The sequence below is a fragment of the Erythrobacter sp. SD-21 genome, assembly GCF_000181515.1.
Taxonomy (GTDB): Bacteria; Pseudomonadota; Alphaproteobacteria; order Sphingomonadales; family Sphingomonadaceae; genus Qipengyuania.
In genome coordinates this window covers 41,606-54,834 of the sequence record NZ_ABCG01000001.1, presented here as the reverse complement: position 1 = coordinate 54,834, position 13,229 = coordinate 41,606, and the positions used below count along the sequence as shown (strand labels likewise).

Annotated in this window: 14 protein-coding genes; 5 read left to right on the top strand and 9 right to left on the bottom strand. The window is 58.2% G+C overall.

Features of this window, described 5'->3' with window-relative positions:
- Positions 1-67: 67 nt before the first annotated feature.
- From ED21_RS00310 to ED21_RS00300, 3 genes are all read right to left on the bottom strand, one after another.
- Entirely contained in the window at positions 68-1,114 is a 1,047-nt protein-coding gene (locus ED21_RS00310) for a hypothetical protein (RefSeq protein WP_034920855.1), read from the bottom strand.
- Positions 1,115-1,185: 71 nt separating this feature from the next.
- Positions 1,186-1,671, bottom strand: a complete 486-nt coding sequence (locus ED21_RS00305) for a DUF11 domain-containing protein (RefSeq protein WP_006831797.1) — start codon at positions 1,669-1,671, stop codon at positions 1,186-1,188.
- A 26-nt stretch (positions 1,672-1,697) separates the two neighbouring features.
- Positions 1,698-2,672 carry a DUF11 domain-containing protein gene (locus ED21_RS00300; RefSeq protein ID WP_034920850.1) on the bottom strand — a complete coding sequence of 325 codons (975 nt, stop codon included), beginning with the start codon at positions 2,670-2,672 and terminating at the stop codon, positions 1,698-1,700.
- Between the two features lie 537 nt (positions 2,673-3,209).
- Here ED21_RS00300 and ED21_RS00295 point away from each other — a divergent pair.
- From ED21_RS00295 to ED21_RS00280, 4 genes are read left to right on the top strand one after another with little or no spacing between them, the layout of a single operon-like run.
- Entirely contained in the window at positions 3,210-3,449 is a 240-nt protein-coding gene (locus tag ED21_RS00295; RefSeq protein ID WP_050784683.1) for a hypothetical protein, read from the top strand.
- Entirely contained in the window at positions 3,446-4,147 is a 702-nt protein-coding gene (gene gntA, locus ED21_RS00290) for a guanitoxin biosynthesis heme-dependent pre-guanitoxin N-hydroxylase GntA (protein WP_006831794.1), read from the top strand. Before ED21_RS00295 ends, gntA begins: the two co-directional genes overlap by 4 nt.
- Entirely contained in the window at positions 4,144-4,731 is a 588-nt protein-coding gene (locus ED21_RS00285; RefSeq protein ID WP_006831793.1) for a DUF1989 domain-containing protein, read from the top strand. Before gntA ends, ED21_RS00285 begins: the two co-directional genes overlap by 4 nt.
- Entirely contained in the window at positions 4,724-5,269 is a 546-nt protein-coding gene (locus ED21_RS00280; protein WP_006831792.1) for a DUF421 domain-containing protein, read from the top strand. The genes ED21_RS00285 and ED21_RS00280 overlap by 8 nt, the downstream gene beginning before the upstream one ends.
- Here the strand turns inward: ED21_RS00280 and ED21_RS00275 are convergent.
- The 3 genes from ED21_RS00275 to ED21_RS00265 are packed head-to-tail and all read right to left on the bottom strand — an operon-like array spanning position 5,266 to position 7,676.
- Positions 5,266-6,039 carry a Crp/Fnr family transcriptional regulator gene (locus ED21_RS00275; RefSeq protein ID WP_006831791.1) on the bottom strand — a complete coding sequence of 258 codons (774 nt, stop codon included), beginning with the start codon at positions 6,037-6,039 and terminating at the stop codon, positions 5,266-5,268. The genes ED21_RS00280 and ED21_RS00275 overlap by 4 nt on opposite strands.
- A gap of 33 nt (positions 6,040-6,072) precedes the next feature.
- Entirely contained in the window at positions 6,073-6,918 is an 846-nt protein-coding gene (locus ED21_RS00270) for a sulfotransferase (RefSeq protein WP_006831790.1), read from the bottom strand.
- The gene (locus tag ED21_RS00265; protein WP_006831789.1) at positions 6,915-7,676 is read right to left on the bottom strand and encodes a Crp/Fnr family transcriptional regulator; all 762 of its coding nucleotides are present in this window, start codon (positions 7,674-7,676) and stop codon (positions 6,915-6,917) included. Before ED21_RS00265 ends, ED21_RS00270 begins: the two co-directional genes overlap by 4 nt.
- Positions 7,677-7,808: 132 nt before the next feature.
- On the opposite strand from ED21_RS00265, the gene ED21_RS14945 reads away from it, so the two are divergent.
- Positions 7,809-8,930, top strand: a complete 1,122-nt coding sequence (locus tag ED21_RS14945) for a glycosyltransferase (protein WP_156787186.1) — start codon at positions 7,809-7,811, stop codon at positions 8,928-8,930.
- Here the strand turns inward: ED21_RS14945 and ED21_RS00255 are convergent.
- Genes ED21_RS00255 through ED21_RS00245 form a run of 3 tightly spaced genes read right to left on the bottom strand, consistent with a single transcriptional unit; the run spans position 8,837 to position 12,974 of the window.
- Positions 8,837-9,820, bottom strand: a complete 984-nt coding sequence (locus tag ED21_RS00255; RefSeq protein ID WP_233995680.1) for a glycosyltransferase family 2 protein — start codon at positions 9,818-9,820, stop codon at positions 8,837-8,839. The two genes, ED21_RS14945 and ED21_RS00255, sit on opposite strands and share 94 nt — an antisense overlap.
- A complete protein-coding gene (locus tag ED21_RS00250) occupies positions 9,775-10,914 on the bottom strand; it encodes a hypothetical protein (protein ID WP_006831785.1) in 1,140 nt (379 codons plus the stop codon). The genes ED21_RS00255 and ED21_RS00250 overlap by 46 nt, the downstream gene beginning before the upstream one ends.
- On the bottom strand, positions 10,911-12,974 hold the full coding sequence (locus tag ED21_RS00245) for an HAD-IIB family hydrolase (RefSeq protein WP_006831784.1): 2,064 nt from the start codon (positions 12,972-12,974) through the stop codon (positions 10,911-10,913). The genes ED21_RS00250 and ED21_RS00245 overlap by 4 nt, the downstream gene beginning before the upstream one ends.
- Positions 12,975-13,229: the final 255 nt, after the last annotated feature.

The window sequence follows — 13,229 nt, the reverse complement described above, 5'->3', positions numbered from 1 at the left end:
AAGGAGTGCTGCTGCCCATCGGCGCAAGGAGGAGCGAAAACGCACTATTCGATCCGTCCGGAGCCGATCAGTCGATCGTCACGCGGAAATAGACCGAAAGTTCTTCGTCTGCGGCGATGTCGCTGAGCGCGGCATCGACCTCGTTGTCGGTGCTGTTATACGAAGCAACCCCGGTACCCGAAGCATCGCCCTGCGTGCCCGAGGCACAGGTGTTGTCACCATCGACGAAGATGCCGAAGCCGGCGCTATAGCTCACATCGGCAGGCAGTTCGTCGTTGACGTTGACATTCGTCGCCGTCGCGCTGCCAGCAGCGTTGGCCACCACGATGCAATATTCTATGATTGCTCCGGGGATAGCCTTGGGATTGGTGGTGCTGTTCACCGGATCGCTGATGATGCGACTGGTCTTGGTAACCGTCACATCGGCAGCCGTCACCACGAAGGTGTCGGTATCCGAGAACGAGCCGTCGTTGGCTGCGTCTACATCACCGGCGCCATCAGCAAGGACGGTATCGATTTCGTTGGTGTTTGCGCCTGCAGTTGCTGTCAGCACAGCTCCCAGGGCACCTGCCGTACCAGCTGCCTGATGAGCGGTCGCAACGAGCGAAACGTCGGCTTCATCGTTTGTCGAAGTGCCAGGCGGGATATCACCGACCACGTGAAGCGTGATCGTGGCATCGGGGGCAACTTCGTCGAGGAACGTTACGAGCGTGTCGTCGGAATCGAAGACGCCGTCACCATCGTCCACGTAATACTGGACGTTGGTGATATCGAAATCGTCCGAAGCAGACTGGACGAGCGAGAGCGCCATGTCGATCGTGTCGTTCGACGAGTTGGTCACCTGGAAGGTTACCGCCTGTTCGGTGGCGCCCGGGCTCACGCTGGTATCTGCGCCGCCAACTTCTGCGACGACGAGATTGACCTTGCGGTCGACCGTGAACTCATCGAAATCAGTTTCTGCAGTCTGGGCTACACCACCCACCTCGAACGTTACACTAACGTCGTTGCGGATCGTGCTACCAGCCTGCGTACCCGCCGCCATGACGGGGGACGTGCTGAATGCGACCAGTGCTATTGCACTCGTAGCACCCAGCAATTGCTTGGTGCGTTTCATTTTTCACTTCCTTTGCATTTGCCTCGCGTTTCCCCTGCCGCCCGCGAAACCTGGCGGTTACCCTCCGCTTCTCAGCGGATGATTGCTGAATATTCGAGTTGGCCCTTTTCGCCGGGTGCGACCGTGGCGAGGGTCCAGCGAATATGAGTGACGTCTGCATGCGTTGCTGCGCGTACGGCCCCGTCCTCGCCTTCGACGCTAAGGTCTGCGAGCCTGCCCCAGTTCTGACCGTCGTCGACCGACACGATGAGATCGGCATCGGTATCGGCAGCAAGACGAACGGCAGGCGGAACTGGGTTGGTGACCACGAAATTCTGCACCGGCTCGGCGCTCGTATTGCTGTAGGCTGTGGTGAAAATCAGCTTGTCACCCGGCACGATGGTATCGGGATCGACGAGCTCGACCGAATTCTCACCACCGTCGTCGAGCGTGACTTTCACGAGTCTCACATTGCCCTTGAGAACGATGGCCTGATCTTGCGCGTAAACTGCTGCGGCAGTCACCGGCACGCCGGCTGCAAGAAGCGCGGAAGCAATAATTTTCGAGAAGAGTTTCATAATCCTAGCCCTGATCCAGAAACGAGTTAATCGATGATCACATCGAAGGTGATTGTACGGCTCGTGCCCCCGGCAACCGTGCCGAGGTCGACCGAAATGTCTGTAGAGGTAGCTTCGCCCACATCGGCGTCATCGGCATCGGTCAAGCTACCTGAATCGAGCTTGAGGGTGCCATTCGAATAGGTTGTGCCGGTGGGAAATGTATCCGAGACAACAAGATCGCTGACCGAGCCGCTGCCCGTGACGTTCGCTGTGATAGTATAAGAGACAACCGATCCCGGAACCGCGCTTGTGCCGCCAAACCGGTCGGCGATCGTCGCCGACTTGATCAGATCGACCGACGTAATTCCGACCAGCAAGGTGCCGATCGCGTTGGCGCTCGCACCATTCGCTCCAACTATCGCATCGCCCCCGTCGACCCCTTGGCCTGCAAACACGGTGCCCGGTGCGCCGGTGCCCGTGACGGCTTCAGCCAGAAGGTCGACATCGCTCTGCTCGCCGTCGGCAACTTCGCCAGGCACTGTAACTATGACAAAAAGAGTGAGGTTCTCCTCGGCGTCGAGAACCGGCGTCGTTTCCGGACCTGTGAGAATTTGGTCGATGCCGGGATCATAGACACCGTTGCCATTCGTATCGACTGCGATCAAATCCACGGTGCTATCGAAGTCATTGCCGGGCACCGAGGGATTGGCGGTCAGCGTAAAGGCTTCGGGACCATTGCCGGTATTGGTGATCTCGAATGTCAGCACGGCCGAACCCGGCTCCGCCGCGACTGGGCCCGAATTGAGCGAAGTCAGTGTTACGTCGAGCAATTCGTCCACGCGAACGCTGACGGTGTTTGACGGAATTGTCACCGAGCCTGTTCCATCGTCGTACGTCGCCGACGCCGTGTTCTCGATCAGAGTTCCGGCGCCTACGCCATCGGCATGCGCGGAAGTGCCCGCCACGAGGGTGGAAAGAGCCAAAGAAAAGGCGACGGCGCGAGGAACCTTAACACTCATGCACTCGCCATTAAGGGAAACCACTTACCAACTGGTTTACGAGATTCCAAGTTGCCCAAGTGTTCGGGGGCCAAGAATGGTTAACGCCGAATTGCAAAGACCCCATTTCTAGGCGAAGGGTAGGCTACGAGAGCGTTCCGTCGAACATGAGTTGTAATTACTAAGATCATTCGCCGGAGTGATCGTGTCGTCCCTCCGGTACGAAATCGAACCAACGATTCACCAGCTCTCCAAGCGGACAAAGGAGCCTTCCAGACTGGCCGCTGCGGAGCACTAGGAAGGAGCAAGCCCTTGATCCGCGCCGCCCAAACGAACTTCGGATCGTCGCCTGGGATCGGTGCGTGCGGATGCAAGGTCCAGCAGTTTCACGCAAGACGGGACGGACTAACCGATGTCAGTTCTGGCTCGGCAATCGTAATAACCCGTTAGAGATAGAAGCGATCCTGGATCTGTCCAAACTTCAGCGATCGCTGGCGTGAGGTAAGGCGACATCCGTCAACACCTCGCGCCACCACCGTCTGGTCATCACGAGGGTACATGTTCACGCAAATTAATCCGCCTATGCCGGTAACGGTACTCGACAAAGGGAACGGCTTTGCGTTCGCCGTCATCGACTGCGGACTGGAACCCAATCTCATCTGGGTCACGGCGCTCTATAACTCTGGCGAAATCTGGTGCGCTCCTAACCCCAAAGTCAGGATGCAAGCCAACTGGACGGCGGGCCGGATGAAGGACGTAACCTTTTCTGGATCGGGCGGGGAGGTATCACCAGCATGAGGCCTGGGCTGCTAGCAGTTGAGGATCGGCTTGCCGCTCGACTGACCGACGACTTTAGGGCGCATATCGACCGAACATCGTTTCCCTGCGTCGGTGCAAAATCAGCACTCGCGAAGGGTCTCCTGGAGATCGTGATCGCCTTCGACATGCGCAGCGCGTGGGATGATCTCCGTATCCATGATCGCCTACTAGGATGGGCGAATGCCTACCGTGACGATCCGGAAGGATTACGGAGTATAGCAGTCATATTCTCACAACCGTCGAGCCTCGACGAGAAGGAGTTCGAGCGCCTGCTCTGGAAGCGACTGCAATCCTTTGCAGAAAAAGATAACTGGCTCGGCCAGCCATACGATCCGGCGGTCAGTCCCGACCCAGACGATCCGCACTTCTCCTTGAGCTTCGGGGGCCAAGCCTTTTTCGTTGTCGGCCTTCACCCCGCAGCCTCTCGTCCTGCTCGAAGGTTCTCGCATCCCGTGATGGTTTTCAACCTGCACGACCAATTTGAACAGCTGCGCGAAAGCGGTCGATATGAACGGATGCGCGAAGCCATCTTGGAGCGCGATCGACAGCTCGCCGGCGATATGAACCCGATGCTGGCGCGCCACGGCGAAAGCAGCGAGGCACGGCAGTACAGCGGGCGAATGGTGGGCGAGGATTGGGTGTGCCCTTTCCGCGACCCGAGACTGGAGGAAAAATGAAACGCATCGAACCTCGAAGCGGCGTCGCCTTCACAATGCGCCGAGGGGCAACCTTGACCGTTTGCGATCCTCAAGGTCAGCAGGTTTCCGACCTTGTCGCCTACAATGCAGATGACGTACGCGAGGTTATCTCGAACGGGCGAACTTTTGATTATGAGGAGACCATCCATTTAGGCTGGGGCAATCGCTTGTGGTCGAACCGCTCGAACCCCATGCTCACAATAACCAACGATACCGCCCAGTGCCACGATTTCCTTCTGACCCCCTGCTCGGAGCAAACCTTCCGGCATTTCTATCCGGACAAGCCCGTCCACCGCGGGTGCTATGGCAATCTGGTCGATGCGCTGGAGCCGCACGGCATCGGTCCCGATGATATTCCCACCGCGTTCAACATCTTCATGAATGTGCCGGTGGACGGCGAAAGCGGATTACTCGCGGTAAAGCCGCCCAAATCTAAGGCTGGCGACGAAATTCAGCTGCGCGCGGAGATGGATTTGATCATCGGTTTAACCGCGTGCTCCGCCTACGATTCCAATGGTGGTTCGTTCAAACCAATTGATTTTTCGGTGAGCGAAGTTGTCTGAAATCCTGAATATCTGGTCGAATTGGGAGCGGGTCGTGGAGATTTCTGCGAACGCGCTTCTGTTCTACATTCTCATCATCGTCATGGTCCGGGTCGTCGGAAAACGAACCACCAGCGAGTTCAACAATTTCGATTGGATCATCAATGTCGCCGTGGGCAGCCTGGCGGCAAGCGGAATCCTGCTACGCAATGTAGCAAGTATCGATGCGATCGCAGCCATCGTGGTTCTCGCCGCATGCCAGTTCGTCACGACGAAACTAGTGATGCGGAGTGATGATGTCGTCGATGTGGTGAAGGCGGAACCGACATTGCTTACTCACAAGGGCGAATATCTGCGCGACGCGATGGCGCGAACGCGCATTTCGGAAGAGGAAATCAAGACGGCTCTGCGCGCCGCCGGGATCACGGCGAATTCCGATGCCAACTGGGTGGTTCTAGAAACGAACGGCACCATGTCCGTCATACCGCGACAAGATGTTCAATGGGGGGACGCCGACGCTTTATCGGACGTCAATTGCCCTGAGGAGTTGGAAGGCTAGTCCCAGTCTTTCTTCACCCTCAGCGGGCCGTCACCATAGAGGTAATCCGGATCAAACTGGGCGTACTCCTTCAACGCGCTCCAGTCATTGGTGTACAGGTCGCCCCTTCGAATTTCCGCGATGCCTATCTCGCGAAGCTTTCCTACGGCACGATTGGCATGGATCGCACTGACCCCGCACATGTCGGCCATATCGAACTGGGTGAATGGGGTACGCAAAGCACGGGTGACGCTGCGGCCGATCAGATCGAGACGAGTGTGCAACTCTGAATAGAGGTGCGCGATGCGCCGAGGCGCGTCCAGCTGTTCCAACGTCTGGATCCATTTGCGATGGATTGCCGCGTCGAGAAGAGTGGCGAACCACATCGCACGAGCGACGCCCGGCCGATCCCGCATGACCCGGCGAAGCATGTCATGACTGACGCAGCCCACTTTTACGCGTCCGGCAGCATCGATGTTGTGGTCGAGCCGCTTCAAAGCGAAACCGTGCAGGTCGACGAAATCGCCCGGAACATGCACGCCCGTAATGAACCGCTTGTCCTCAATCTCAATGGTGCGGAAGATATACCCCTCGATCAGGATGGTGCTGCGATCGGTCTTGACGCCCCGTTCGAGCAAGCGCGTGCCATCCTCGTGCTCTTCCACGTTCTCGACGAGTTCTTCGATGTAATCCAAATCATCGAGACTAAGATTTTGTCGCAACCTGCCAGCGAGAAAATCGCCGGTGAGTGGGAAGCGACCAAGCTCGATGCCTCCAGCCTTTGCGTCCATATTGCGCGATTAAGCAAAGGTACGGAAACGCGTCTATTGACGGATGTTAGCTTTCTGTTCTTTTTGCTCGCAAGACTGGGAATTTATGAACCGTTTCGATTTCGGGGCGCTTTCGACCGCCTCGCGGATATCCCGCAATGGGTGCCGACATATCGGCTCAAAGGGGTCACATTGGCCGCCGGCTCGATAGCCCCACTTCTCCATCCGGGCTTTTAGCTCTTCGTCCAAGTCGTCTGATACGCGATAGCGGCGATTACCATCCATGATCTCGAGCCCAGTGGGCTGATCGTCGAGCGACAGAAACGCGAATGTGGACCTTCGTACCCCGTCCGCATCGGCGACCAGATCTTCATATCTGATCAAGAGCGCCGAATGTAGATAGGCAAGGTCATTCGACATAAGGTCATAGGCATCGAGCGCGTACCGAACGAGCTCCTGCGGATCGGTATCGACCCATTTGGCGAGTGCCGCTGCCATGACCTGCGGATGTCGCAGAATTACGATAAACTGCGACGAGGGAAACAACTGCTGATAGAGCCTCATCCTCGTCAAATTGACGGGCGATTTCTCGATCCACCACGGCTTATCCGGCGGAAACCAGGGGCGCCAGTCGTTGAGCAGACGCTCCTTGGTCTCAAGCATGTTGTATGCGGAAGCCTCGGTATAGTGCTCTTCGGGGGCGGTGGCGTAATGTCCTGGCCGTCCGTGAAGGGCTGTATGCGGGATTGCACCTTGGAGATAACACCCTTCGTTCTCCGGTGCCGGCGAATCCGAGATCGCGGCAACTTGCGGGTGTGATCCGATAATGCGCGCGAGTAGAGTGGTCCCCGTGCGGTGCAGCCCTGCGACAAAGACGAACCTGTTTTTCCGCGGGTTCACCCGATCTTCCTTATCGCCAGGTCCCCTTCGGCGTAAAGATAATCGGGTGTGAAACCTGCATAGTCTTCCAGCTTCTGGCGGTCCGGGATCCTCACTTCCCCACGCCGGAAATCGACAAGCCCTTGCTTTCGTAAGTCAGCAAGAGCGCGATTCGTATGGATGGGGGTAGCCCCGCACATATCGGCGATATCGTTCTGTGTGAGAGGAGTTTCGAAACCGTCCGGATAGCCCAGCCCGACCATTTCCAACCGCCGCCAGATCTCTGCAAAAATGTGCCCGATCCGCTTGGGCGCGGTCAGTTGCTCAAGCTTCATGATCCACTCGCGATGCATGGCGGCATCCAGCAGAGTAGAGAACCAGAGGAGGCGTGCCAGATGCGGCTTCTCCTGCATGATGTTTGCAATTGCCGTATGCGGAAATTGCACAACCTTCGTGGGACCAACGCAATCGATATTATGATCGAGCCGCTTAAGCGCGAAGCAGTGGAGGTCCACGAAATCACCCGGCACGTGAAAACTTACACCATAGCGCCGATCGTCGCTCTCCGATGTCCGCAGCATGAACCCTTCGACAAGCATCGTGGAGCAGTCGCAGATGTCGCCGCGCGCAATCAGGCGATGCCCATCGTCAAAGGCTTGCACATCACTCGCCAGAGCCTCGAGTTCGGCCTTCTCGGCATCGCTCATATCCTGCCGGAGGCGCCCAGCAAGGAAGTGACCAGTCTTCGGATACAGCTCCAGTTCGCTTGCGGCAGTCATCGCACCTCCTGTCGAATGAACCCAACGACCTGCCGCCCGTTCCAGTCGCTTGTTCGACGAATGTTAGCTTTGCCGCGACCAGGCAAATCCGCCCGTTCTGCAAGACATGTCAGATCGCCACGGATTTAGCCGGTGAAAATCGCCGTACTTGCCCATATTCGCCATGCCATTGCGGAGCCTTTTAGCGGGGGAATGGAAGCTCACTGCGACATGCTGTGTCGTGGCCTGCGCGCAGCGGGCCACGAGGTCGACTTGTTCGCGGCCGAAGGCTCCAGCGATCCGGGCCTCGTGCCGATCTGCGATGCGCCTTACGATGAGGTGCTGCCCTGGCGTGTCCATAGAGGCACACGGGAACTCGCCGCTTACCAGCGCGACGCGTTCGAGCGAGTTCTAACGAGGATTGGGACTGGCGAGTACGACGTGGTCCATAACAATTCGCTGTTCCCGGAAATCGTCGAGTGGTGTGCCTACGCAGGAATTCCCTGCGTCACCTCCCAGCATGTCCCGCCCTTTGGCTCGATGTTCGATGCCGTCCTGGCTGGCAGCCAACACCCCAACATCGGCGCCACCGTCACATCGCGCGACCAACTATCCTTGTGGTCGCGAAAGGGATGTGCGGATCTGGAGGTAGTCCCAAACGGCATCGACACCCAAGCTTGGCTGCCGGCCGGAGAGGTTCGCGATTACTTTAGTTGGGTCGGCCGCATCGTACCGAACAAAGGTCTCGGGCAAGCGGTAAGAGCCGCACGCCTTGCTGGCGTTCAACTCAAGGTCTTTGGCCCAATCGAAGACGCAAGCTATTTCGCGGACGAGGTCGAACCTTACCTTACGAATGGCATCGAATTTCATGGCCATAAGTCAGGCAAAGTCCTGCGCAAGGAATTAGCAGCCGCGCGCGGCGCTCTCGTCACACCGCTGTGGGATGAGCCTTTTGGCCTAGTTGCCGCTGAGGCGCTATCTTGCGGGACGCCGGTTGTTGGTTTTGATCGGGGGGCTCTCGCGGAGGTAGTGGGCGATTGCGGCCATTTAGTTCAGAGTGGCGACATTGATGCGCTGGCAGACGCTATTGGCCAAGCCGGTCAAATCGATCGAACGACATGCCGTCGACGCGCGGTAGAACACCTTTCGATACAAGCGATGATCCGGGGTTACGAGGATTGCTACGCTAAGGTTATTGCTGGTGCTCGGCTCGCCTCCTTGCCGCGTTTGGCTTGGTCCTCGAGCGCTTCGAGTACTAGCGCGCTGCTCGCATAAGGTTGATCTTCCTGTTGGCGCGTAAGCGCCAGATCGGCTTCGTTAGGTTCCTTGAGCTTGGTCCACCCTCCCTGCCCGTCGGGCTCGATCAAACCCATCAGGCGGAAAGCCCGCAGCCAGTGCTGCATCGTAGGCTCGCCCCATTTTTCGGCGAAGATCCCGGCGTTTCGCACCACGCTATCGAGGTGATGGACCGGTGGCATATGATGCTTGTGATACTGGTGATAGGCTTTTGCGCCTCGCGCCCACCATAGGGGAACGTCCTTCGACACCAGTGTCTGACCAAAGTCCGTGTCCTCACCACCATAGCCAACATACCGGGGGTCGAACCCGCCGATCTCGTGGAAAGTTCGCGCCGGGAGAGCAAAATTCACCGACCAGAAGCAGCGATAGTCACCGCACTGTCCAACCATACCGCGTGGCGGACCCGCGCGCTCCGAATGCTTGACCGCCAGGCGTTCGAATTTCGCAAAGTCGATACCCTCGTTGGTCGCGCCTTTGGAGAGGTAGCCGACTTCGCCCATCAGAACGCCATCGTTAAAAGCCGAAGCGCCGACATAATCCTCGACTAGCGGTGGGGCTGGAATACAATCGACATCTAGAAATACCAGCAGGTCGCCCGTAGCTCGCGCCGCCGCACGATTACGCGCCTCCGCTAAGCAAATCCCGGCGGTTCCGAGCACGACCTGGCGGACCGGGAAGCTCGTTGCCGGAAGATCGTATCGGCTTTCTTGCATGACCGCGATTACAAGTTCACCTGGCGGGCGGGTCGAATGGTTCAGCCCCTTCACCAGATTGGCGAGATGCGTTTCGCGCCCATGTGCCAAAGTGCAGACGGAAACGTTCACGCCACGATCTCCAATGCCGGCTTGTGGCCAGACCCTGCCCACAATTGCTGGCATAGATCTTCCAGCCAGTCGGCCGCTTTCCGCCGTGCTTTCGGGTCGATCATCGCCCGCTGCCGCTCGACATCGATCATCCGTGCAGCTGTCCAGAGCTTCTCCCAAGTCTGTGCATGCGATGGCCAATGCCGCGACACCGCCGCAAGGCCCTCGCGATCGAGCACTTCGGCTTTGCACAATTGCTCGTCGAAATAGCGCCATTCGGGAATCACGACCCATGGCTTGCCAGCGGCCAGGATCATGTGAACCGTAGTGTTGCCGCACGAAGATACCACGCGATCTGCGGCGGCGATCCACTCATATGGATTGTCTACCCAGCCCTTGTGTTCGAGATTGCCGGGGGGCGTCTCATGCCATTCGCTGCGCACTTTTCCGATGGTCACCCACTGCACGTCCGGTTCCGCGCGGGCGCCGAGGGTTAGTGGAGCTGATGGGCTGCCCACACCACCACCACCCGCAATAACCAGGACAAGCTCTTGCTCGGGATCGAGACCAAGCTTCTCGCGGGCCGTGCTCCTGTCGATCGGGAAACCGCGATCCACGCCGACGCCCGAGGCGTAATGCGTTTTCTGCCGCAATTTCGCAGGTCGGTCAGATTGCTCCAGGCTTGGCGCAAACGGTGCCAGCAGCCCGACGGCGCTATCATAAGCCGCCATGTGCCCCGGGTCGGATCTCTCGCCATGCTGCAGGACAGCGACGTGCGGTACGGAGCAGAGGCGAGCCAGCTGGCCCAGCTCGGCCGAAACGTCGGTCACGAAAAGCGCAGGGTTCACCTCTGCGAACCAGTTTGCAATACGGGATACCGCCGAAGTTATCGCAGGCCAGCCCAAGGGAGCACAATGAACCGTACCAGGCATCGCGAGCGAGGCCATGGCTGGTGCCTCGTCACCTTGTGGTTCGAAGAGCGAGGGCATACCGATCAGCTCGATACGCTCATCCAGATCAGGAAGTATCTCCGGTTTCGCACAAAAGAGCGTCACGCTTCGATGCTTCGCAAGGCAATTCGCTATCGAGGCAGCGCGTTCCGCATGGCCGCGTCCCTGATGGTGGACGAAATAGCCGATGGGTCCGTCCTTGCTCATGCCGGCACTCCTGCCGCTTGGCGCTTACGCAACGTTCGCGCGCGATGGTGAGCCAGAACGCCTTCCAACGCACCGGATGCATTCTCCCGCCGCGAACGATACACGTTGCTGCGCGCTGCCAGCGAAGCCACTTCCTCAGCGTGATTGCCGACGAGGATCGCGTTTTCGCAAGCGGTTAGCATGTCGACATCGTTGCCGCTGTCGCCAGCAGCGAAAACATGGCCCGCCGGCACTTTGAGGCGTTCGGCCACATAATTCATCGCGGCAGCCTTGCCCGCCTTTGGCGGCAAAACGTCGAGTAGCCGACTGTGACTAAAGACCACACGGGCAGCTAAACCCCCGGATCGCAGCAACTTTTCGATTTCCGCGGCGCGTCCTTCCTTCTCGACGAAATAACTGCGCTTGTAGGGTCGCTGTTCGTAGGATGGTTGGGCGACAAGGTCCGGATACCCAGCCAGCAGGTTGTCCACCGCTTCAGGATCCCAATCGGTGTCTATGGACCTCGAATACTCCTGATCGAGCGTCAATTCGCCGCCTTCTTCCCGATAAACTTCCGTTCCCACCGAGGTTATCCAGGCGAGGGGTGCCGGCAGTCCCCAGTCGCGCACAAGTCGTCGGGCTTCGACAATCGATCGGCCGGTGGCCACGATGAAACCGATTTCTTCACGTCGTTCCATGAAGCGTCGGAAGCGGCGGATGCCTTCGGGACAGCCAGTCAATGTGTTGTCGAGATCGCTGACCAGAAGGTGCGTATGCCGCTTCTGCGGCTCTGGCCCCGTCAGGACCTCTCGCGCGATTTGCGTAAAACCTGCTGCGTATTTTTCCCAGTTCATCTCGAGGCTGTTGATTAGAGCATTGCGCGAGCACCGGTTCCATAGATTTCGGTCGGTCACGAGGCGTTCGATGGCGGAACCGATCTCTGATACATCGCAGGGGTCGACGAGCAGCCCGTGCTCCATATCCGCAAGGATGTCCTGTGGTCCTCCGACCTTTGTAGCCACAACGGGTAGCCCATGCACCGCTGCTTCCCCGAGCGTCAGCCCATACGGCTCGATGAGAGCAGGATTGACGAACACTCCGCGCGTTCGAGTAGCGAGCGCATAGAGAGCCTGAACGCTCTCACGGGTGTGGGTTTTTGGATACGCAACACATCCGTAGAGATCGTGCCGATCGATACGGTCGACCAATTCGCGCTGGACCTGCTGCTGTTCTTCACTCCCGGTCTCGAGGTCGTCTCGCAGTCCGGCAAGGATAACGAGATTGCACCGGTCGCGCAGCGTTGGGCATGACGCGAAAGCCTCAACCAGGGTGGCGAGGTTCTTCTTGCGGACAGGTCGCGCAATCGCGAGCACCATTGGTTTGGAGGGGTCACGGAGAAAGGGGGCAATGAGATCTGTCGCCGAAGCCAAGCTGGCAGCGCGCTGCTGCCGATCGATACCCGGGACGAGCCGGTTTACCTTGCCAATTCGAGCCGACGGATAGGCGGTGAGCTGGCGTTCGCACTCGTCACGTGAGGAGCCGACGACAGCGCAAGCTCGACCGATAGCCCGGTCTTCTTCTGCAATGCGGGCCTCAATTGCTTCAGAGCGGTCCGCCATGGCGGTGCGCTTGTCCAGACCAAGAGAATGAGCGGTATAAACAAACGGGATGCCTAGTTCTTCTTCGACCTTGATCGCTACGTCGGCTGCATCGGCGAAATGGGCGTGGATCACATCCGGCAATCGTTCGCGCCGGCGCAATTCGGCTATGAGAGCATCCGTAAATGGCTCGCGATCCGCACTGAGCGCTTCCTTAGCCAAGTACGCAGAATTTCCGCTATCGATCCTCGTGATGACGAGTTTGGGGTTGATCCATTCTTCGGCTTGACGATGGACGATGCCCAGCCTTGGCGCATCGAAGCGGCGGGTCACGATTTCTGCGAAACAAACATCTTCCCGCCGGGACAACGCCTCCATTTCGCCCAGAATATAGGTGATGTGTCCGCCCGTATCTTCGGTGAGGCCATACCGGACTGGTTCGGCTTTCAAGCAGCCGCCGAGCGCGAGCGAAACGATATGCAACTGCAATCCCCTTGGTGGTTCAACTCCTTGAACAAGGGGAGGCGATAATTAGAGCCTTAACCAACCAATGTTGGTAGAGGCACCATTTTCTAAGGCTCGGTTGTCATTTTCTTGAGATCCTGAGACGTATCGACATCGGCGAGCCCTTGGCAGTCTGGTGGGGGAACCAAATTAGCCTTGGCAAAATTGAGACTGCGGGCACCCTGCTCGCCTGTCAGACCCTCCAACTCATCAAAAGCCGATCTCGGGTAAATT

Coding starts and splice junctions, on each gene's coding strand:
- ED21_RS00310 (WP_034920855.1), bottom strand. CDS start 1,114: ATGAAACGCACCAAGCAATTGCTGGGTGCTACGAGTGCAATAGCACTG.
- ED21_RS00305 (WP_006831797.1), bottom strand. CDS start 1,671: ATGAAACTCTTCTCGAAAATTATTGCTTCCGCGCTTCTTGCAGCCGGC.
- ED21_RS00300 (WP_034920850.1), bottom strand. CDS start 2,672: ATGAGTGTTAAGGTTCCTCGCGCCGTCGCCTTTTCTTTGGCTCTTTCC.
- ED21_RS00295 (WP_050784683.1), top strand. CDS start 3,210: ATGTTCACGCAAATTAATCCGCCTATGCCGGTAACGGTACTCGACAAA.
- gntA (WP_006831794.1), top strand. CDS start 3,446: ATGAGGCCTGGGCTGCTAGCAGTTGAGGATCGGCTTGCCGCTCGACTG.
- ED21_RS00285 (WP_006831793.1), top strand. CDS start 4,144: ATGAAACGCATCGAACCTCGAAGCGGCGTCGCCTTCACAATGCGCCGA.
- ED21_RS00275 (WP_006831791.1), bottom strand. CDS start 6,039: ATGGACGCAAAGGCTGGAGGCATCGAGCTTGGTCGCTTCCCACTCACC.
- ED21_RS00265 (WP_006831789.1), bottom strand. CDS start 7,676: ATGACTGCCGCAAGCGAACTGGAGCTGTATCCGAAGACTGGTCACTTC.
- ED21_RS00250 (WP_006831785.1), bottom strand. CDS start 10,914: ATGAGCAAGGACGGACCCATCGGCTATTTCGTCCACCATCAGGGACGC.